Raw genomic sequence first — 21,773 nt, forward strand, 5'->3', positions numbered from 1 at the left:
CCTGTGCTTTAATATAAAACCTAATCAAAAATCACTCCCCTAACATTATCTTTAAATGGCGCTTTTTACCACAACTCAACTTAACATAATATGTATTGCAAAAGTCCTTTAAAGATAACTTGTAATTCATATCTAGCAAAACCACATCATTAATTTTGCATCCTCTACCATTAATCAATCTTCTGGCACTACTACTACTTTTTTCCATTCCAGACATTTGAAGTAATTTTATTATAGGTAATCCTAACTCCACATCACATTTACTCACATAAAAAGGTGATAAACCTGAATCATCATTATGTTCAAAAACTTTAAGCGCATCATTAGCAATACTTTGAGCAATTTGCTCTCCGTGACATATTTTAGTAGCTTCAGTAGCTAATATTTTCTTTGCTTCATTAATCTCATGTCCCTGCAAAAGCTCCAACTCTTTTATCTCATCAAGAGATAACTCCGTAAATAACTTTAAAAAACGACCTACATCCTCATCCTTAACATTACGAAAATATTGCCAATAATCAACAGGATTATACATACTACCATCCAACCACACTGCCCCTTGTGCAGTTTTACCCATTTTTTCACCTGAGCTTGTAAGTACTAAATTAGTAGTAAGACCAAAAAGTTCCGGTAATCTCAACTTCCTACCCAATTCCACACCATTAACAATATTACCCCATTGATCAGAGCCACCTATTTGTAACAAACAATTATGACGCCGATTTAACTCCACAAAATCATATGACTGTAACAACATGTAATTAAACTCTAAAAAGCTAAGATTCTGTTCTCTTTCTAAACGCAATCTTACATTATCAAAAGTCAACATGTTGTTCACGGAAAAATGTTTACCTATATCTCTTAAAAACTCTATATAATTTAAATCATCTAACCATTCAGCGTTACGTACTAACAACGCATCGTGTGTTCCATTGCCAAATACAATAAACTTCTTTAATACTTCACAAATACCTAATGTATTCTCCTCAATCTCATTAGCAGACAGCATTACTCGTGACTTATCCTTACCAGAAGGATCACCTATTTTAGTTGTCCCATCTCCTAACAATATTATCGGTTTATGACCAAATTTTTGCAGGTACCTTAAAACCATAATCTGCACCAAACTACCAACATGTAAACTTTTAGCAGTACAATCAAATCCTATGTAAACACATATACATTGTTGGGCCATTAATTGATCTAAGGCACTAACGTTAGTACATTGATTAAAATACCCTCGAGAATACAAAAAGCTTAAGAACTGAGACTTGAACTTCATTTTAGAAACAGATTATTAAAAAACCAGTGATCCCGGCGCGAATCGAACGCGCGACCTACTGATTAAAAGTCAGACGCTCTACCGAACTGAGCTACGGGATCTCAACCAAAGATATATTATAGTATCTACAATGTATATTGAACCATTTTCCTAAAATTAAGTAAAGGTTTTTCTTAATAGAATAGCAATACAATTCAAGTAAATATACATAGCAGGACAAGTTAATTCTATAATAAACCACAAATTATAAATTATGCATATTGCAAAACAACAAAAAACTTGATATCCTGTCTGTTTTTAAGCTGGGTAATTTCATTATGTTCCTTTCTATAGAGGATACTTTAGACTACATAAAAAAAAATGCAATAAATTTTATTGATTTAAGGTTTACAGGTTCTAATGGCAAATGGCACCACATAACACGCAGTGCAGAGACTACAGACGCACAGGTTTTGTCAGCAGGGATTAATTTTGATAGTTCATCGATTCCTGGATGGCAGTCAATAGAAAAATCAGATATGATATTATTACCGGATATAAGTACAGCCTTTATTGATCCATTTTCTACCCAATCAACATTAGTCATAATGTGCAATATAGTAGATCCATATAATCAATCCCAATATTCTAAAGACCCACGATACACAGCACAAAAAGCATCTAAATACATGCTATCTACAGGCATTGCTGATAAGTGTTATTTTGGACCAGAAGTAGAGTTTTTTATATTTGACAATGTACAATTTCACACAGGAATGTATAATTCTTACTTTAAGATAGATTCTGCAGAACACGACACTCCGTACCAAAAAAGAGAATTTTCTAACAGTCACCGCCCAAAGGCTAAAGGTGGTTACATGCCTACTCCTCCTACTGATTCATTACATGACATTCGCTCAGAAATGTTAACAATGTTCAAAGAAGTAGGTATCATACCCTTAATACATCACCATGAAGTCGCTGCATCACAGTGTGAAGTCGGATTCCAGCACGATGAATTACTATCTAGCGCAGACAATGTGCAAAAGTGTAAGTATATAGTGCATGGAGTTGCATCGTCTTATGGTAAAACTACAACCTTTATGCCAAAACCAGTAATACAAGATAATGGTAGCGGTATGCATTGCCACCAGTCCTTATGGAAAGATAATGTTAACCTTTTTGTCAATCCTGATGGCAGCATATCAGAAACCTGCTTATATTATATAGGTGGGATTATTAAATATGGCAAAGCTATCAACGCATTTGCAAATCCTTCAACAAACAGCTACAAAAGGTTAGTACCACATTTTGAAGCACCAACTTGGTTGACTTATTCATATGAAAATAGATCCTCCGCTATCCGTATACCATACGCATCAAAGAATGATACTAATGCTAAAAGGATAGAAGTACGCTTTCCCGATCCACTTGCAAATCCATACCTGTGTTTTTCTGCACAGTTAATGGCTGGATTGTATGGTATACAAAATAAAGTTCATCCTGGACCAGCAATAGATAAGAATTTATACTCACTAGATAAAACAGAACTACAACAATTAACCTCTGTAGCAAGCTCTCTCGAAGAAGCATTAGAATGTTTAGATAATAATAGAGAATTTCTGTTAGTAGGGAACGTATTTACTAATGATCAAATTGATTCATATATAAATCTTAAAATGCTAGAAGTAAAAGATCTACAGTTACATCCACATCCCATTGAATTTATAAATTATTATAACTCTTAAACAAATCAACGTTGTATTTGTTATATGGTTAGTGAGCCATGTTTATATACAAAATTTCAGAATGTGGGAGTGTGCAATGAATAAATCATTGGATTATTATTAAGATGGTCTTTATTTGCATTCATAACTTCATAATATATATTCAAGCCCTAATGCAACATACTAACTCAATACATGCAATTATAAAAATTTGGATACCTATTAAACATGACAAATAACTTTAATAATACATTTCTACAACTAAAGTCACTAGTACAACAAGACTTAGAAGAAATGGAATTTCTAATTTCACACCAAAATGATAAACACATTGCTTTAATTACAGAAATTATACATCACTTAATTAAATCTGGAGGAAAGAGGATACGTCCTATAATTTTTTTTATCATATGCAAGATGCTAAATTGTAATAATGCAAATAAAATACTAATTGCAGCAGCTATTGAATTCATACACAATGCCACATTGCTACATGATGATGTTATCGATGAAAGTGAGATAAGAAGAGGAACAAAAACATCCAATTTTATATGGGGAAACAAAGCAAGTATCCTAGTAGGAGATTTCTTACTCGCTGTATCTTTTCAATGGCTTATAGAGTGTAAGGATCTGAATATATTATCTACACTATCTCAAACATCTAATACTATTATAGTTGGAGAAGTACAACAAATGATATCTAGTCACAATATAAACCTTTCCAAGGAAAAATACATAGAAATCATTTCTGCAAAAACAGCCTCTTTATTTGGAGCAACATGTGAATCTGCTGCAAATCTAGCACAAGTAACCAATAAGGAAAAAGAAGCATTAAAAAATTTTGGAAATAATTTTGGTATTTCCTTTCAAATCATGGACGATATTTTAGATTATACAGCCTCAGAAGAACAATTTGGTAAAAAACTAGGAAATGATCTTTTTACAGGCAAAACTACCTTACCTGTTATTATTGCATATCAAAATGCAACATCAAAAGAAAAAAAATTCTGGGACCAAATATCTGTAAATTCAAACTTAGAACAAGCTATATCCTACATTAAATCTCATAATGCGATTGAAAAATCAATAGATATTGCAACAATCTATGTAAATCAAGCAAAATCATGTTTAAATATTTTTGCAGAGTCAAACTATAAAATGCATCTAAACAAACTACTAGATTGTATTCTACATAGAGGATATTAAACCAGTTAAATATTTTGCAGCTATATTCAAATAAATTGAGGATTTAAAGACAAGTAAGACTGATAACATATTTAAATTTACATCATTTTCTTAGCAACATCTATTTCTTCAATCTCTAAATGTGATAACAATATACTTTGTATAGTTTGTTCCTCTTGATTCATTATCTCATCATCGATACGATTCGCATATTGAACATACAGAAAACAACACAAACTAACACCTGCAAAAAATACACTAGATATCACTGAAAATAATACAGACCTATATACACTTTGCTCAAGACCGAAAATAGACTTGACTTCGAATCCTAAAACAACATTTAGCACACATAAGGATAAAAATAGCACAAAGACAAGTAAAAACAAAAATTTACAAGCACCATACTCATTCTTAATCGCCTCATAGGTCGCTTTAGCATGAGACACTGCAGCAAATTTACAAGACATTAAGTCATATATACGTTTTGTAAGATTATATAATACATGACCATACCTATTGCACCCAACAATTTTATACTCATCTGAAAAACATAAATTTACACACAGAGTATGTTGTGAATCAATTCTAGAATCATATATGGGTAATCTACTGCTCACTTGAGAAAAATTTTGCACTAAAGCTTCAAGGTTTCTACTACATATGTTTGTCATATTAGCGTTTATTATATCATACACAGTATGCCCTAAACTATTTTTGACTTCACACAACTGCTCAAAAGACACCATAGTTAGCAATAATTGATAAGACTGTATATATTCAGTCACGTAAGCTTCCATTTCTGTCATCAATGCTTTCCTATTTTTTTTGGATATTCTAACCTTATCTCGCATTTCAGGAATATCCATTTTTTCGGTTACAACCGATTTTAGATGCTGATCTACACTCTCCCTATATCGTACGTTATAATATGAAAGCACCTTTGCAAAACCTATAAAATATATATATGACATAAGATGTAATGGAGTATCTCCATGAGAATTTTGTTGTGTCAATATCAATGGTGCATTTTTCGCAAAGTATCGTATAACCATATAATTTACATATGGGGCACATACTACATAATGCATTGGAGTATTACCACAATTGTCTTGTTCGCTAACTATTTCAATTCTTTCATATACTAATAATTGTATTATTTCACACAAAAAATTTTCTTTCTTTAGTATATTACACATATTCACAGCATAATGCATAGCATTCCTACCTTGAGCATCAAGCTTATATTGAGAGAAACTCATTAAAAGTGTTTTTACTAGCAAATATGATACGTCCGCACACTCAGACTCATCGGTTAGAAAATACAATCTAACTAAAGCACTCATCATATCCTGAGGAAAGTTAGCATCACCAAACCCATTTGAGAAAGATAAAAATTCAGAAACCTGCTGAACAGAAATCTTCTTCTCAGCAACAGCTATATTTATTTTATTAGCCAATATCTCTATAGCCTGTATTACAACCTTGAACATCTCTGTTCTGTGCTTTACTTTATTTTGCTGTATAACCTCCGGATCTGTTTCTTCTTGAGAAGTTTCATTACCAACCATATTTAATAAAGTTGTGCATACTTTCTTAGAAATAGATTTATATGCAAGTTTCAACTTACCGGACATTTCTCTCACTTCAGTAGCTTGATAACCTACAACCTGACTTTCATCTATACTAGATTGCCTAATTGCCCTCAGCAACGTTGTTTTAAGTGTCTCTTTTATAACACTACTAGAGTTACCTTGAATTCCAGATATATCATATAATGACATGATTAAATAATAGAATACTGAACCAAGCTCATCTTTCAACAACAGTACATCCTCAGCTTTTAAAGATTCTAGTGTCTTTAAAAACGATACATCATGTGCTAATATTTCACTCAATAAGACAGGCAGAATATATTGTGTTATAGCCATCTTACGCACAATTAACACGTTAACACCCTCCTAATATAGAACTCACTCATTGTATTTAAAATCAAAAGTATCAACTTCGACATATAAAATCTTTTACATACTGATTATCTACGTGCTTTATATTCTGAACAGATTCACATGCAATAATTTTTCCGTTATATAACACAGCTATTTTACTCGCAATTTTAAAAGCACTACTAATATCATGAGTAATAGTCACAACTGTTAAATTAAATTCTTTATGACATCTTATTATAATTTCATTCACAACATCAGACATTATTGGATCCAACCCTGAAGTAGGTTCATCAAGAATCATAATTTTAGGTTCACTAACAATAGCCCTAGCCAATGCTATTCTCTTTTTCATGCCACCAGATAACTCAATAGGATATCTATCCAATACATCAGTACTCAATCCTACCAAATTCAATCCAGAAGCAGCAATTTTCCTTGACAATCGTTTATCACGATTAAATCTATAATGTAAGTTAAAAGAAATATTTTCACATACCGTTAAACTATCAAATAACGCACAATTTTGAAATAAAACCCCAAAATTTTTAATCAAGCTTTTATTATGTCTAATATCCACACCACTAACAATTACCCTACCAGAAGTAGGAGCTATCAAACCTAATATTGTTTTTGCTAATACAGACTTCCCACTACCTGATTCCCCAACAATAACTAATGATTCCCCATATGCAATATCAAGACTTATTCCTTTCAATACTTGATGTCCATGAAAATCTATACATAAATCAGATAAAGAAATATAATTCATAAAATCAACTACTATGAATAAAATACAGTAATAATATAATTGAATAAGATGATAAACATGGATGATACAACAACAACATAAGTAGTAGCCAATCCAACACCTCTAGCTCCACCACTACAATAATAACCGCTATAACACCCCATAAAGGATACTATAAAACCAAACACTGTTGCTTTAACTAAACCTAAAGTAATATCTCGAACATGCAAAAACTTCATCACTCCCCTTATATACATTTCAGAAGTATATCCCAACTGATATGAGCCAATAATATACCCACCGTAAGCACCAATTAAATCAGCACATACAATCAACATAGGCATAGCAATCATTGTAGAAACAATACGAGGAACAATCAAATATTTAAATGGATGAGTATCTAATGTAAACAAAGCATCTATTTGCTCAGTAATACGCATAGTACCTAGTTCAGCAGCGATAGCTGCTCCTACACGTCCTGCAATAATAAGACCAATCAATACTGGCCCTAATTCCCTTACAATAGCAACAACTACTACTCCAGAAACAAAATCACTTGAAACATCATTATGTATTATTAGAGAATTCTGCAAAATTAACACTGCACCAGTAAATATTGCAGTAATACCAACTATAGGTAGTGAGAAAAAGAATATTTCTATAAATTGTTTTAATACCACACCATAGTAATAAGGAGGCACAAAACAATGATATATAAACTTTACAAAAAAAATAAAAGAATGTCCTATATTAAAAACTACACTAATTACGTACCTACCAATAGTTTGCAACAACCAAAATGGCATTAAATGTAAACGTAAAAAGCGCATAACAATACACCACATCTTTTCAAGTAGCAACATAAATAAACTTCATACCACACAACTTACTTTAATTAAACCAGCATAAAATTACATTAAACCTTATTGAAATGAGACATATCTAATTAATTAATATATTAGATAAACTCCTTAAGTAAATCAGTGTAACAAAAAACCTGTCTTTACAAAACTATAATTTCATAAACCACAAACATTTGAATAAATATTACAATACTAAATTATCTATACTCATAATTCAAATCATGCTCGTGATGTATATGATGCTCACTAAGATCATATAATACATTAGTATAAAAAATTTAAGATTCTATAAAGTTACTCACATATACTATAGTTATATACCTGTGTTAGCTTATTTCGTGCAATATTATACTAGATATTACCTGTACATTCTGATCTGTCAAAATAATAATAGAATATCAACATAAAAAACTATACAGTATCAGACTTAAACACATATCTTACCAATTACAATAAAAAATAATAATGGGAAAATCTATAATCTAATTAAAAAAACAAACATCAGAAAATATTAACGTTTCAAATATAGAAAACCTATAAACAAGACTTAAGTTGCTGTACGTAATCTAACATATTAGCTGCCTTAAAAATTGCAGACCCAACAACTAAAATATCTGCACCAGCTTCGACTACACTTTTAGCATTCCCAATATTAATACCACCATCTACAGCTATTTTAGTTTTTAATGAATACTTCTCTATCATGTTACGAACACATGAAATTTTATCTAACTGAGATGCAATAAATTGCTGTCCCCCAAAACCAGGATTGACCGTCATAATCAACACAAGATCAAGTTCAAAAATAATATACTCTAAAATATTATAGTGAGATGTTGGAACAAGAGATAACCCAGCACTTCTTTTATAAGATTTAACCTCCCTTATTACACGATCTAAGTGTATATCAGATTCCGCATGAACAGTAATCATATCTGCTCCCGCATCAACAAAAGCTTCTATATAATTACTAGGAGAATTAATCATGAGATGCACATCAAACGGAATAGTTGTATACTTTCTTATTGCAGAAATAACAACAGGTCCTATAGTAATATTAGGTACAAAATTACCATCCATAACATCTATGTGGATATAATCTACACTTGCATCTGCCAGCATTTCTACTGATTTACCTAAATTAGCAAAATCTGCTGATAGTATAGAACTAGATACTTCTATAACTTTTGTTTTTCTAAAATTATTCTTTTTTGTTAACACGTGAATTTTGATAATGAAACATATACTTTACAGTCTATTGAATTCCATATAATTTTCAAGCATGGAGAAAAACAATAAATACTTTTGATCTTTCTTGATAGAATTTGAGATTACACATACTATAAAGAAATCACATCAAATCCAGTAAAAATTACACTACAATTCAACTGCAATTACTATCCTAATAATCTAAGCTAAAAATGTTTAAAGCAAGCTTCTTATAAAATTAGTGACTAAATATTTTTAACTCACTCCTTAATACAATACATGCAAATAAATACTCTTAATCTATAATTTACGAAAATTACAGCAATATAACTTTAATTCATGACACTAGAATATTAAGTCCACATCACCACTATCTTAACAATAACATTACATTTTTTTAAGTTAACAAAATATAGTATTATCACAATTATATTAAACCTATTTTTACTATATGACCCTAAATCAGTACTATCAACTCCAATGGAACTGATCCTAAATAATTAGCGTCAACATCAAACACATAACTAAAGTCTACTACTTTTTACTATATGGGATTAGATCAGCCCAATTATCTCCTACAGAGACATCAACTTTTAATGGTACTGACAACCTAATCACACCTTCCATTACTTCTGTTATGATTTCTATTGTGTAATCTATATATTCTTCTAAAACTTCAAATAGCAATTCATCATGCACTTGCAGTATAAGTGAACCATTTGTAACTCTATCAAACAAGTGAATCATTGACATTTTTATTATATCAGCTGATGTCCCTTGCAAAGGAGCATTAATAGCTGCCCTTTCAGAGAAATTTCTCGCCATAACATTACTGCTATTAATATCTTTTATAAAACATTTTCTACCAAAAATAGTTCTAGTATAACCATGAGTTCTTGCATAAATCTTAATATTCTCCATATAAGATTGAATTTCCGGATATGACTTAAAATAGTTATCAATATATGCACTTGCTTCGGACTTAGAAATACCAAGCTGTTTAGCTAGACCAAACGCACTCATACCATAAATGATACCAAAATTTATTGATTTTGCCTTTCTTCTTAAGTTTTTATCTAAATTTTGGGTGCCAAATATCTGTTTTGCTGTTATTGAATGTATATCTTGATCTAAAAAAAATGCATCTTTAAATGCCTGTACATTGGCTATATGTGCCATTATTCGTAGTTCTATTTGTGAATAATCAGCAGAAATTAGCTTGTATCCTCTTTTTGCAACAAATGCTCTTCTTATAGCACTACCTTCCTCACTACTAATTGGAATATTCTGTAAATTTGGATTGCTTGAACTCAACCTACCAGTAGCAGTTGATATCATAGAGTAAAAAGTATGTATTCTTCCACTATTACTATCTATCTGTTTCCCCAAAGCATCAGTATAAGTACCTTTTAACTTGGTAAAATGACGCCATTTTAATACTTTATCCGCTATTTCAATTTCATTGAATACAAGATCATTTAAAACTTCAGCATCTGTACTATAATTACCTGAACTTAATTTCTTCCCCTTCTTTATACCCATCTTATCAAATAAGACACTTCCTAACTGTTTTGAAGATGCAATATTAAACTCTGTTCCTGAAAGTCCATATATTTCATTTTCTAGCATATTGATGTTTTTTGAAAAAGTAGATGACAATGTTTTTAAAATATCAATATTAATCAATATACCCGTCTTTTCCATGCTATCTAACACATGAATCAACGGTTTCTCAATCCTTTCATAGATAGTATACAATTGATTTGTAAATAGCTCCTTCTTAAGTAGCTTATGCAACAATAATAAAGTTGTAGCTTCTACGTTAGTAACATCTTGCTTAACATTATAACTAATTAGATTTCGTAATGAATGATTATGGATACTTGGATTTAAAACATATGACATTATCATAATATCATCAAAAGCTATAATATTCACATCAGGAATAATTTTCAACAATGTCTTTACATCGTATATTACTTTTAACACATAATTTAAACTAAGTACTGATTTAATAAGCCCTAATGCATTATCTATATGATCTTTATCAATATGGAGCACAACGTCTTTCCTATAGGATAAAGAAATGCTATCAATAGTATTATCGTTTACTTCTATATGTAAGGCCATTATTCCTTCACTTTTACAGTTTTCAATAAATACCTTAAGTGACTCAGCAGAGTAGTGTATAACCTTGTTATTAACCATAGTATCACTACTATCATTAGAATTTTGCTTAGTAGATAAGGTGCTTGTTTTTAAAATCTTATTAACTTTGATTTCTAAAGAATGCAATTCATATTTCTTAAAAAATTCTCCTAATTCCTGTATCTTAGAAACCTGAAAAACATATTTTTCTATATCTCCACATATATCTATCTTATCATGCAAAATTACCAATTTACGAGATAATATCGCCTGATTACTATACTGCACTATTGATTCACGACATCTATTTGTTTTAATTTCATGTGCACGTAATAACAAATCATCTAATGACTTAAACTCATTAAGCAACCTCGCCGCTGTTTTAACTCCAATACCTGGAACCCCAGGTATATTATCTGATGCATCTCCTGTCAAAGATAAGAAATCCAACAACTGACTCGATGATATGCCAAATTTACTTTGTACATCCTCTTCTCCAATGTATTTATTTTTCATCGGATCAAATATACAAATGCCGTATTTTAAAAGTTGTAATAAATCTTTATCTGATGTTACAATTGTCACTTTAATATCTTGTAATTTGCAATATTTTTTACTTAAAGTCGCTATTACATCATCCGCCTCATATCCTATCACCTCCTCAGAAGCTATGTTAAAAGCACTGACGGCTTCTCTTAACAATGAAAATTGTGATATTAAGTCATCAGGAAGTTTAGGACGATTGCTTTTATATTCTGGATACATATCATGACGAAAATTTTTACTACCAGTATCAAATACAACAACTAAATAATCAGTTTCATGTTTTTCTATATACTTTAAAAAAATACTTATAAAACCATAAACCCCACCAATAGGCAATCCATAAGATGTTCTAAGATTTGGTAAAGCATAGTATGCCCTGAAGAGTAGCCCATAAGCATCTATAATTGTAAAAACACGCATTATTTAAACATGCTATATAAAATCTATAAATTCTACACTTTACAATCTTATTAGTACACACAATTCCACAATCAAATGGATTATAAAACTTGCGCTGTTTTCACTGGACTTAAAGCATAGTAGAATTCTATATAACAACAATTAATCATGCAGATTAAATCTCTTATATCTTTAATATAAAACAACATACCATAAAAAACATGTTTACATATAAACAACACGAAATTAATTAGAAAAAGTTTTTTCGACAACAAAATTATCTCTTATTTAATAAAATCACATTAATATTTTTAGTAAGTACAATTATGGGTATACTAAATATGACAAGCACAAAAAACACTGACACAACACAAAAAACTAGAACTACCCGAAGGAAGACAACCACTACAAATAAGAATAAACTTGAAAGCTTTGACACCAATAACATTACTCAAGCTACAGCATCAGATAAACAAACACAGAATAGCGATACTACTTTAGATAATATGGGTTTTATTAATCTTAAAAAAGTAGAATCCGATGATGCAGAAATAATATATAAATCAAATACTTCTAAACAATCTAGTTTCCTCAAAGATCTATGGCATTCACTCAAAGAGTATTTTTCTTCAACACAGTAATCTAACCTTTTTAGATCAGGTTTTTTTACTAGCCATACATTGAGTTCAAACTTGTGTATATGTAAGCATTTTATATAAGAAACTTAAAATTCACAAATCGATGGGCAGTAGTAAATATAAAGTACCAAGTATACACAAGTAAAAACTATTGACATTAAACATATTTTATGTTGAAATGCCGTTTTCCTTATTATCTCGTTTACATAAGAAGGCATTTTCCAGTGAAGGCTTCAAGTAATAAAAAAAGCAAAAATTACATCTTATTAGTCTTACTAATAATTTTAGTAGTTATACTGTTTTTTACATCAATAGTAAGAGTTAAATTCTAGAGTTAGGTTATAAAATGTCATGAATAAATCAAATACTTATTCTTTTACAGATCTTAATTTACATACGAAGGAAGAGCTAAAGACAATCTTAAACCATGGCTCTACAATTAAAAAAAATCCTAACTTATATAGAAAGCATTTACTAAATAAAAATGTAGCTTTAATATTCCTTCAGCCATCAACCCGTACAAGAATATCATTTGAAGTTGGAGTTAATCAATTAGGTGGAAATGCTATTATTCTTAATGAAAAAGATACTCAACTAGCAAGAGGTGAATCTATTTATGATACAGCTAAAGTTCTATCAAGATATGTTGATTTAATAGTAATAAGAATACTAGAACATAATTCTCTACTTGAATTAGATAAGCACAGCACAGTCCCAATAATTAATAGTCTTACACAACATAGTCATCCATGCCAAGTTCTAGCTGACATTATGACTTACGAAGAAAAAATGGGTCCTATAGAAAATTCTACAGTAAGTTGGATTGGAGACTTCAATAACATGCTCGTATCTTGGATACACGCTGCAACAATATTAAACTTTAAATTAAACATTTCAACTTTAGAATACTCAGAAAATCTTGATTTATTACTCAAACAGGCAAAAGAGAAAGGCAATAATATTACATACGATAAAAATCCTTATAATATCATTCCAGATGCAGATATCATTACTACAGACTCCTGGGTTTCAATGGGCTTTGAAAACAAAATCAAAACTGAATTCTTTAAATACCAAGTTAATGCTGATCTTCTAAAAAAAGCTAAACCCAACTATATGTTCTTGCATTGTTTACCTGCACACAGAGAAGAAGAAGTAACATCTGAAATAATAGATGGACCAAATTCATATGTATTTGACGAAGCAGCAAACAGATTACATATTCAAAAAGCAATTATGCTATGGTGTTTAAATCTGTTATAAGACAAGCCTATATTTATTGCTACATACTTTAAGTTAAGTCCATACAATTAAAAGTTTTTAAAACAACTAATAGATCTCCTACAATATGACAACTTCCTCAGAAGTAACAGACTAACACTATAACTGAAGACAAATAATATTCACAAATAGTTCACAAACCAAACCTTACAGACAGTTTATTTTCCACTTCCTTATAAGAACATATAAACTTTATTATTATATAAGAAGCTTTTAAACGATGAATAAAATCAATTACAGAACTCACAAAAAACTACAAGACAATAAGTATTCAACCAATACAGCTTTACACATCCAAAAATTAATATGAAATCTTCATAGTTATTTCATATAACAAGTGAGTAGTCCTTGCAGAAAAAATTGATATAAGTATAAAATTTCCATTCTAAGTAAAAAAAGGAATATTATTAGATGTCATCTGTAGAAAAATCTTATATACACAATTTGCGGCTAGTAAATTTTCGTAACTACTTAAACCTTGAGTTAGATACTTCTAGTAAGTCAGTCGTATTACTTGGAAAAAATGGTGTAGGAAAAACAAATATATTAGAAGCAATTTCTCTACTATCAAAAGGTACTGGTATCAGGGGAGTGAACACAGAAAGTATGCAAAACAGTGCATCTAACTCTCCATGGAGCATTTCATATCAAATTCACACACAAAATGGTATTTATCCAATTGCAATTTCACGAGATAATAACAAACGCACTATTTTAATCAGTAATAAGAACCAAAGCTACATTACATTACATAAAATTACAAATGTCATATGGTTAATACCACAATTAGATCATATCTTCTTAAAATCACAAAGTGAAAGATTAAGATTTTTCGACAGAATAGCACATATCTTCGACACAAAATACGCTACATATATTATAAAATACAACAAGGCAAAACAAGAACGCAGCAAGTTATTGCATAATAACTCTATAGACAATTTCTGGTTATCCAGTTTAGAGAGTATCATTGCAGATAATGGAATGAACATTGCACGCATAAGATTCAATGTTTTACAAATATTACAAAATATCTTATCCCAAAACAGTAGATCCCATGCTTTTTTTAAAGCAATTATAAAAATCCAAAGCCAAGTATCTGATTTATTGAATCAAGAAAATTCTGTTGAGCTATACAAAGAACATTTAAAGAACAATAGAACTAAAGATTCATTAAGTAATCTAGTAAATTTCGGAGTCCATAATGATAACTTTCAAATATTTCATTTAGAAAAAAACTTAATAGCTAATCATTGCTCAACCGGAGAACAAAAAATTCTATTATTATCATTAATTTTATCTTCTGTCTTAGCAAAACAAAACATTGAAGAATATCCAATCTTATTACTAGATGACGTAATGTCCCATTTAGACGCACACCATCAAGAAAAATTACTAGAAACCATAAGAAATATAAAATGCCAAGTATGGTTGACAGATATCGATCTTACACAACAAAACTTTACAAAACATAGAGAACATTTTAAGTTTTTTCATGTAGCAAACAATACAATAACTCACAATAATATTTAATGTACCATAAAACATATCTGCAGTTTCAAGCAATAACAATCCTTACTCAACATAAATCTAAATAATTCTTTTTAGAGGATAACACTTACACATAAAATATTCTATAAATCATACCAAACACAGTAGAAATATATTTTACGCCTTATACACATAATTACTGCATCCACATAAATTTCCTAACAAAATAATCAAAAATCCCCATAGTGTTCTTGTTCATCTTAATAAATATCACATATATCATTAACTTATATTCTAAATAATCAAATTAATAATAGCTGACAACTGTTTATTGAAGTAGTCTTGATTTAAAAATTGTATAAAACCGAATTTATCAGTATCTCTGTACATACCAAACTAATTGCTAGCTTACTTGTAGCACATTACAACATATGTTCAAAACAAATTTATTTAGAACACAATTTAAATCCCAGATTTTTGAGAGTATTTGTATAAAGATTCTTACATTGTAACCTTGATCCATTACAAACTTTCTAAACAGTTTCTCAACATAAACACTAAATAACTACAACCCCCACTTCTCATACGAACCAAACTTTAGCATACCCTCAAGCATATTTTGTATAAAAAACACACTATTTTCGCATTATAAAGTATCAAAATAACGCTTAATCTGTTTTAAATCTTCCCAAGCAATACGTTTTTGCATTGGTTGACGCAATAAGTATGATGGATGGAATATAATAGCTGTAGTAATACTATGTTGAAAAAATTGATTCCTATATGAATGAAATCTCCCTCTAAGTTTGGATATAGGATTTTTAGAATCAAGCACAGAATAACATGCAGTACTTCCCACCAATACTAATATTCTAGGCATAATCAAAGCTATATGTTTTTCTACAAAAGGCTTACATACCGCTATTTCAAAATCTGTTGGCCTTCTATTACCAGGGGGACGCCAAAACACAGCATTACTAATATACACAGTAGTTCTGTCAAAGCCTATTGCCTGTAACATTTTATCAAGTAGCATACCACTAGCACCACAAAACGGGATACCTTTTAAATCTTCATTCGCCCCCGGAGCTTCTCCTATTAACATTACTTTTGCTTGAGGATTTCCATCAGCAAATACAGTATTTGTCGCTAAATTTTTTATATCACATCCATCAAAAGATTCTATAGCACTTTTCAACTGCTCTATGGTATTACACTGTTCAGCAAGATTTTGAGCTTTTAATAAATAGTACCTTTCTGTATTTTCTTTAATACTTACCTTTTTCCCTTCCATACCATATCCTGTGCTATTACTACCTTGTAAAGATAGATTTTTATTTGCAAGAATATTACACTCTACATCTTCTAATGTACAATCAACACCACTTTCATGATAAAACTTTAATACTTCCAACAAGTCTAAGTCACTCACTATCAACACCAACAATTATAATAGGTCAATTTATTCTTTTTTTCTCACTTTTTCTATTGCAAAATCACGTTTAAACTTAGATAGGTACTTTAAAAACACAATCCCATTTAAATGATCAATTTCATGTTCTAAACATCTAGCAAGCCATCCTTGAGCTCTAATTATACACTCATTACCATTATAATCCAGATATTGAACAGTAACATACTGAGAACGTACTACATAATCAAAATAACCAGGAACAGACAAGCACCCTTCTCTTAAATTAATTGTCTCTTTAGATAAATCAATAATCTTAGGATTAATTATACAGTAAGGTCCTCCATATAGTTCATAACCTTCTATTTTATTTTCAATATCCTCAGAATTTCCAAGTTCTTCTGGAACATTCACAACAAGAATACGTTTATGAATACCAACCTGAACAGCAGCTAACCCTAGTCCCTGATTAGCGTGCATTGTTTCAAACATATCATCAACTAACTTTTTTATAGATTGATCTACTTCTTTAACTTCTTCAGAATATAACGACAATTTTTTATCAGGAACAGTAACAATTGGTAAAACTGACATTGATTTCCTCATAACTGTTTGTTATTAACATTAACCTACTATGTTACATAAAAACAAACATTAATTCAAGCTTACACAACCTGACCTCATCAGTACTCATCTATAGCGCTATATATGATATTTTTACTATACCTGTATCTGACCACCATTATAAAACATTACTTTATCAATATTAACAATTATAAAAATTTTACCTCTTCTAATGATCAATTCATGCTTTAAACACCTAGCAAACCACCCTTGAGCTCTAATTATACACTCATTACCATTATTAATCTTAAATATTAAATAGTAGTTGAGGACATACTACATAATCAAAATAACCAGGACAGACAAACATCTTTTTATTAAATTAAATTTCTCTTCAAATAAACGAACAATCTTAGGATTAATTATACAGTAAGGTCCTCCATATAGTTCATAACCTTCTATTTTATTTTCAATATCCTCAGAATTTCCAAAAGAAGTTCCAAATTCTTCAGAACATTCACAACAAGAATACGTTTATGAATACCAACCTGAACAGCAGCTAACCCTAATCCCTAATTAGCGGGCATTGTTTCAAACATATCATCAACTAACTTTTTTATAGATTGATCTACTTCTTCAACTTCTTCAGAATATAACGACAATTTTTTATCAGGAACAGTAACAATTGGTAAAACTGATATTGATTTCCTTATAACTGTTTGTTATCAAAACTAACCTACTGTGTTACATGAAACAAATATTAATTCAAGATTTACAACATCAGTACCCATTTATAGTACTATATATGATATTCTTACGATACCTGTATCTCTAACGCCCATTATATAAAATAAATGCAATACCATTTATTCTACAAAATTATTGAAGGAAATGGATCATGGAATACCTAACAATAAAACCTGTTGATTACTGCATCAAAATATTAACCCAAAAATCCTTATTATTGTCCTTAAAAATACATATTCCTTCTATCAATATTTCACCTATTAAACACTTCACCTTACAAACGATTATGCTCATAAAAATCTTTAAGCATTCTCATAGTCCTTATACCACAGCCTTTTTATTAATTATAAGGTTATCTTTCCTTACAAGAACCTGTTACAACAGTTTGGTACCTTCATTTATATAGCTGCCAATTTACTCTCCAGTATAGACAAAATCATGCCAAGGCAGACACTCTAATAATACTATCTCAAAATGGTCAATCTATATCAAACAATAGACTACTATAGTTTTTACACATGCCCATTTTTAACGCTATAAGTTAAATTTACCTCTGCTTTACTCCCCTCATACCATATAAAATTATACTAAGAGGAGACATTATATAAATACTTTTTCATTTAGGCATTTATGTTACTACCCTGCAGGCTACCTTTAAGTCTTAGCACACACCCTACTCTACTATTGTGCATTACTAAAAAATCTAGGATTCTGGCCCTAAAAGAGTAGAACATCAATTTATGAAGCAATCATTACCATTTATTCTAAGTTCATTCACTTACACTTCTATATTATCACTGTAAGTATTGTAAATTTCTGATGTTTATAATACTTATTAATGTATATTGATTATATACGTGTATAAAGAACTTTAGATAAACACTAACTACATGTGTTATTTTTTAACATATCTACATAATTTTATCTTTAGATTATATAAAAAATAGCTGTGTACACTTACCTGCATAACTCATGTCTGTCAAATTGATCTACTTATCCATATTTTCCACATTTACAACAACAATCTCCCACAAGAAGAGTGATAGTTTAAAACTAATACCCATTTTAAACATTAAAAATAGGTTGTCTTTAGAATTATAGATTATATTATATAAAGCAAATACTAGGACATTAGATGTCATAATGCTGTTTTATATATTATCAACACTTTTTACAGTACTACATGCTATAACGCTTTTACCATTATACTTGATATTCCCGATGTCACTAAAAATAAAATGTTCAGTTCATGGTATAAAAGTAATATTATTTTTATGTAAAACTATAGACAAAATAAGCTATGAAGTACGTGGCTACGAAAACCTACCTAACAATTTTCCATATATTATTGCATCGGAACACCAGTCTCCTTTGGAGACGTTAATACTGTTTACCATATTTAAAGACCCAGCATACATTCTAAAAAAAGAGTTAAGGTATCTACCAATTTTTGGCATATACTTAATCCTACTTAAAATGATATTTATCAACCGTAACCAAAAAGTTCAAGCTCTAAAACATATATTAAGAACAACAAGCCTATATGTAAAGGAAGGAAGAACAGTTATAATTTTTCCTCAAGGCTCAAGAGCAATACCAGGAAAAAAAGTCACTATAAAATCAGGTATTGCAGCCCTATATAGTCAGTTATCGATTCCTATAGTACCAATAGCAGTCAATACTGGTTTATTCTGGCCAGCTAGTATCTGCTCCTCAAAAAAAAGACCTGGTAAAGCTATCTTGCAAATTTTACCTCCTATCTATCCTGGACTAACCAAACAAGAATTTACCAATGAACTTGAAACAAGAATTTCAACAGCAAGCGATTTACTAATTAAGGAGGCTTTACAACAATAACGTGCCCATCCCTACACCACTCATAATATTCCTTCAATTATGTATGGTGTTCGTGCTAATTCAAGTATAATCACAAATGAAAAATAACCTTTCAAACTATATTTTTCTTTTCTACCTTTTTGTTAAACATCACAAATATATAAAATTCTTGCATTGATCGAAATTTACTTATAGAGTTTACATAGAGAAGGATAAGATAGGTTATTTAGATATGGCAAATCACCCAAGTGCTAAAAAAATGATTAAGGTAATAAAGAAACGCACTATGGTTAATCGTATGCGAAAAAGTAAAGCACATAATTACATAAAAAAATTTATGGCTGCTCTGGCTTTAGGAAACAAGGAGCTAATGGTTGAAATGTTTAAAAAAGCTGAATCAAATTTACATAAGTGTGTTAATAAAAAAATTATACACAGAAATACTGCAGCAAGAAAAATTAGTCGTATGGCCCAAAAACTGAAAATATTTGATTTACAGCAACAAGCAAAAGCTGTGTAGTAACCAATACTCAGTTTTTGCAAAAGTTAGTACTTTCTTTATTATGGTATGTTAGGTTCTTGTAGTATTTATCTTCCTATAATTATAGGCTAGTTCTCTAGAGCGATACAAAGTTTATCAAAAATACAGACTTTAGGGCCTTGTTAAGTTTGTTTTTAATTAATAAAACTTTCACACTAAACATCATTAAAATAAAAATATCTGTTATAGATTTAGCTGCCTCAAGTAGAGATAAAAATGTTTACTGTTAAAATTAAAACACCTAAGATTACAGGTGATTGTTACTCCGAACAGTTTAAGCAACACATAATTCTAGTTGTAAACACAACAACTCAATAGATATTACTTTTAATTTATACCACAGAATCAGATTAATACTTAGCAGAAGCATTCTCTGATTCAAAATAAGATATCATTCCATCAACACCTTGTTTACTTACCATATTTTTAATCATAGAACGCTGAACTATAGCAAAACTAATTGCATTATTAATTCTTATATCAGATAATAGAAATCTACCCTCTATATTACTTAACTTAAATTCAACTATTACAAAATTATTAATATCTCTTTCATGTGATAACCTAGTATTAATCAAGTAATGATCTTTTTTTGGGTTCTTAACAGACAGAATATTCATATTATAAACAGAATATTTACATAGTTGCTTACTGTACATTCGTCTAATATATTGACTATATTCATTAACAAACTTTTCCTGTTCATCAGTAGACATAGTGTTCCAATATGATCCTGCAACAAACTTTGAAATATCTTTTATATTAAGCACTCTATCAATTATGGATTGAATACTAGAATACATTTCAGCTTTATTTTGAATCTCTTGGATAGTAATTTCAATCTGATTTTTTAATGTAATAATAAAATAGCATGGCCTAATATGTTCTCTACATGCTTCAGTATCATCATAGGCAAAAGCACTGCTAAACATAAAAAACAAACTAAGAAAAAATAATCTACATATAGAACTATTAATCATTTCAACCTACTTAATTTATACTATATATAAATAAGGCTGCTTATCTTACTATTATGCAATGCATCAACACACATATACTATCACTTTATAATCAATCCTTAAGCATCAATTACTAATGATTACTACAGGCCATATGCAATAGAACATAACACAAACTAATAAATATATATTTAATGTTATGTGATGTTGTCACACTTAATATTTATATATATGGACAATACAAAAATTACTATCATTATGCAAAAAATC

At 29.9% G+C, this 21,773-nt stretch carries 17 protein-coding genes and 1 tRNA gene; 7 read left to right on the plus strand and 11 right to left on the minus strand.

What is annotated here, in order from left to right:
- Window positions 1-31: 31 nt before the first annotated feature.
- The gene (tyrS, locus tag PVA18_RS04330) at window positions 32-1,282 is read right to left on the minus strand and encodes a tyrosine--tRNA ligase (protein ID WP_045804976.1); all 1,251 of its coding nucleotides are present in this window, start codon (window positions 1,280-1,282) and stop codon (window positions 32-34) included.
- A 27-nt stretch (window positions 1,283-1,309) separates the two neighbouring features.
- Window positions 1,310-1,383: transfer RNA gene (locus PVA18_RS04335), tRNA-Lys, on the minus strand.
- A gap of 216 nt (window positions 1,384-1,599) precedes the next feature.
- Between PVA18_RS04335 and glnA the strand changes: the two genes are divergently transcribed.
- The gene (gene glnA / locus PVA18_RS04340) at window positions 1,600-3,009 is read left to right on the plus strand and encodes a type I glutamate--ammonia ligase (protein ID WP_045804977.1); all 1,410 of its coding nucleotides are present in this window, start codon (window positions 1,600-1,602) and stop codon (window positions 3,007-3,009) included.
- A 207-nt stretch (window positions 3,010-3,216) separates the two neighbouring features.
- On the plus strand, window positions 3,217-4,194 hold the full coding sequence (locus PVA18_RS04345) for a polyprenyl synthetase family protein (protein ID WP_045804978.1): 978 nt from the start codon (window positions 3,217-3,219) through the stop codon (window positions 4,192-4,194).
- A 77-nt stretch (window positions 4,195-4,271) separates the two neighbouring features.
- Here PVA18_RS04345 and PVA18_RS04350 read toward each other — a convergent pair whose 3' ends face one another.
- The 5 genes from PVA18_RS04350 to polA form a co-directional block, all read right to left on the minus strand.
- Window positions 4,272-6,122 (minus strand): ankyrin repeat domain-containing protein, encoded by a 1,851-nt coding sequence (locus PVA18_RS04350; RefSeq protein ID WP_045804979.1) that lies wholly within the window; start codon window positions 6,120-6,122, stop codon window positions 4,272-4,274.
- Window positions 6,123-6,174: 52 nt separating this feature from the next.
- Window positions 6,175-6,891: an ATP-binding cassette domain-containing protein gene (locus PVA18_RS04355; RefSeq protein ID WP_045804980.1), complete on the minus strand. Its 717-nt coding sequence runs from the start codon at window positions 6,889-6,891 to the stop codon at window positions 6,175-6,177.
- A gap of 11 nt (window positions 6,892-6,902) precedes the next feature.
- Window positions 6,903-7,700, minus strand: coding sequence for an MlaE family ABC transporter permease (locus PVA18_RS04360; RefSeq protein WP_082058919.1), 798 nt, complete (start codon window positions 7,698-7,700; stop codon window positions 6,903-6,905).
- Between the two features lie 567 nt (window positions 7,701-8,267).
- Window positions 8,268-8,954 carry a ribulose-phosphate 3-epimerase gene (gene rpe, locus PVA18_RS04365; protein WP_082058916.1) on the minus strand — a complete coding sequence of 229 codons (687 nt, stop codon included), beginning with the start codon at window positions 8,952-8,954 and terminating at the stop codon, window positions 8,268-8,270.
- 522 nt (window positions 8,955-9,476) lie between these two features.
- Entirely contained in the window at window positions 9,477-12,056 is a 2,580-nt protein-coding gene (gene polA / locus PVA18_RS04370) for a DNA polymerase I (RefSeq protein WP_045804981.1), read from the minus strand.
- Window positions 12,057-12,376: 320 nt separating this feature from the next.
- On the opposite strand from polA, the gene PVA18_RS04375 reads away from it, so the two are divergent.
- The 3 genes from PVA18_RS04375 to recF all read left to right on the plus strand — a co-directional run bounded on the left by PVA18_RS04375 (window position 12,377) and on the right by recF (window position 15,487).
- Window positions 12,377-12,676: a hypothetical protein gene (locus PVA18_RS04375; protein WP_086375106.1), complete on the plus strand. Its 300-nt coding sequence runs from the start codon at window positions 12,377-12,379 to the stop codon at window positions 12,674-12,676.
- A gap of 348 nt (window positions 12,677-13,024) precedes the next feature.
- Window positions 13,025-13,936 carry an ornithine carbamoyltransferase gene (gene argF / locus PVA18_RS04380; protein ID WP_045804982.1) on the plus strand — a complete coding sequence of 304 codons (912 nt, stop codon included), beginning with the start codon at window positions 13,025-13,027 and terminating at the stop codon, window positions 13,934-13,936.
- Window positions 13,937-14,365: 429 nt separating this feature from the next.
- On the plus strand, window positions 14,366-15,487 hold the full coding sequence (recF, locus tag PVA18_RS04385) for a DNA replication/repair protein RecF (RefSeq protein ID WP_045804983.1): 1,122 nt from the start codon (window positions 14,366-14,368) through the stop codon (window positions 15,485-15,487).
- Window positions 15,488-16,091: 604 nt separating this feature from the next.
- Here recF and PVA18_RS04390 read toward each other — a convergent pair.
- The 3 genes from PVA18_RS04390 to PVA18_RS04400 all read right to left on the minus strand — a co-directional run bounded on the left by PVA18_RS04390 (window position 16,092) and on the right by PVA18_RS04400 (window position 18,082).
- A complete protein-coding gene (locus PVA18_RS04390; RefSeq protein ID WP_045804984.1) occupies window positions 16,092-16,877 on the minus strand; it encodes a uracil-DNA glycosylase in 786 nt (261 codons plus the stop codon).
- A gap of 30 nt (window positions 16,878-16,907) precedes the next feature.
- Window positions 16,908-17,450, minus strand: coding sequence for a peptide deformylase (gene def, locus PVA18_RS04395; protein WP_044171396.1), 543 nt, complete (start codon window positions 17,448-17,450; stop codon window positions 16,908-16,910).
- A 542-nt stretch (window positions 17,451-17,992) separates the two neighbouring features.
- Window positions 17,993-18,082 carry a hypothetical protein gene (locus PVA18_RS04400; protein ID WP_231568515.1) on the minus strand — a complete coding sequence of 30 codons (90 nt, stop codon included), beginning with the start codon at window positions 18,080-18,082 and terminating at the stop codon, window positions 17,993-17,995.
- Between the two features lie 1,228 nt (window positions 18,083-19,310).
- Here PVA18_RS04400 and PVA18_RS04405 point away from each other — a divergent pair.
- Entirely contained in the window at window positions 19,311-20,024 is a 714-nt protein-coding gene (locus PVA18_RS04405) for a lysophospholipid acyltransferase family protein (protein WP_045804985.1), read from the plus strand.
- A 211-nt stretch (window positions 20,025-20,235) separates the two neighbouring features.
- Entirely contained in the window at window positions 20,236-20,523 is a 288-nt protein-coding gene (rpsT, locus tag PVA18_RS04410) for a 30S ribosomal protein S20 (protein WP_024071680.1), read from the plus strand.
- 371 nt (window positions 20,524-20,894) lie between these two features.
- On the opposite strand, the gene PVA18_RS04415 is transcribed toward rpsT, so the two are convergent.
- Window positions 20,895-21,524: an MlaC/ttg2D family ABC transporter substrate-binding protein gene (locus PVA18_RS04415; protein WP_045804986.1), complete on the minus strand. Its 630-nt coding sequence runs from the start codon at window positions 21,522-21,524 to the stop codon at window positions 20,895-20,897.
- Between the last annotated feature and the right edge of the window lie 249 nt (window positions 21,525-21,773).

It is taken from the genome of Ehrlichia muris subsp. eauclairensis (genome assembly GCF_051097115.1).
GTDB classification, from domain to species: Bacteria; Pseudomonadota; Alphaproteobacteria; order Rickettsiales; family Anaplasmataceae; genus Ehrlichia; species Ehrlichia muris.

What these genes read in the sequence shown, in the direction of transcription:
- tyrS (WP_045804976.1), bottom strand. Translation starts at nt 1,282, where the DNA reads ATGAAGTTCAAGTCTCAGTTCTTAAGCTTTTTGTATTCTCGAGGGTAT.
- glnA (WP_045804977.1), top strand. Translation starts at nt 1,600, where the DNA reads ATGTTCCTTTCTATAGAGGATACTTTAGACTACATAAAAAAAAATGCA.
- PVA18_RS04345 (WP_045804978.1), top strand. Translation starts at nt 3,217, where the DNA reads ATGACAAATAACTTTAATAATACATTTCTACAACTAAAGTCACTAGTA.
- PVA18_RS04355 (WP_045804980.1), bottom strand. Translation starts at nt 6,891, where the DNA reads ATGAATTATATTTCTTTATCTGATTTATGTATAGATTTTCATGGACAT.
- PVA18_RS04360 (WP_082058919.1), bottom strand. Translation starts at nt 7,700, where the DNA reads ATGCGCTTTTTACGTTTACATTTAATGCCATTTTGGTTGTTGCAAACT.
- polA (WP_045804981.1), bottom strand. Translation starts at nt 12,056, where the DNA reads ATGCGTGTTTTTACAATTATAGATGCTTATGGGCTACTCTTCAGGGCA.
- PVA18_RS04375 (WP_086375106.1), top strand. Translation starts at nt 12,377, where the DNA reads ATGACAAGCACAAAAAACACTGACACAACACAAAAAACTAGAACTACC.
- argF (WP_045804982.1), top strand. Translation starts at nt 13,025, where the DNA reads ATGAATAAATCAAATACTTATTCTTTTACAGATCTTAATTTACATACG.
- recF (WP_045804983.1), top strand. Translation starts at nt 14,366, where the DNA reads ATGTCATCTGTAGAAAAATCTTATATACACAATTTGCGGCTAGTAAAT.
- def (WP_044171396.1), bottom strand. Translation starts at nt 17,450, where the DNA reads ATGTCAGTTTTACCAATTGTTACTGTTCCTGATAAAAAATTGTCGTTA.
- PVA18_RS04405 (WP_045804985.1), top strand. Translation starts at nt 19,311, where the DNA reads ATGCTGTTTTATATATTATCAACACTTTTTACAGTACTACATGCTATA.
- rpsT (WP_024071680.1), top strand. Translation starts at nt 20,236, where the DNA reads ATGGCAAATCACCCAAGTGCTAAAAAAATGATTAAGGTAATAAAGAAA.
- PVA18_RS04415 (WP_045804986.1), bottom strand. Translation starts at nt 21,524, where the DNA reads ATGATTAATAGTTCTATATGTAGATTATTTTTTCTTAGTTTGTTTTTT.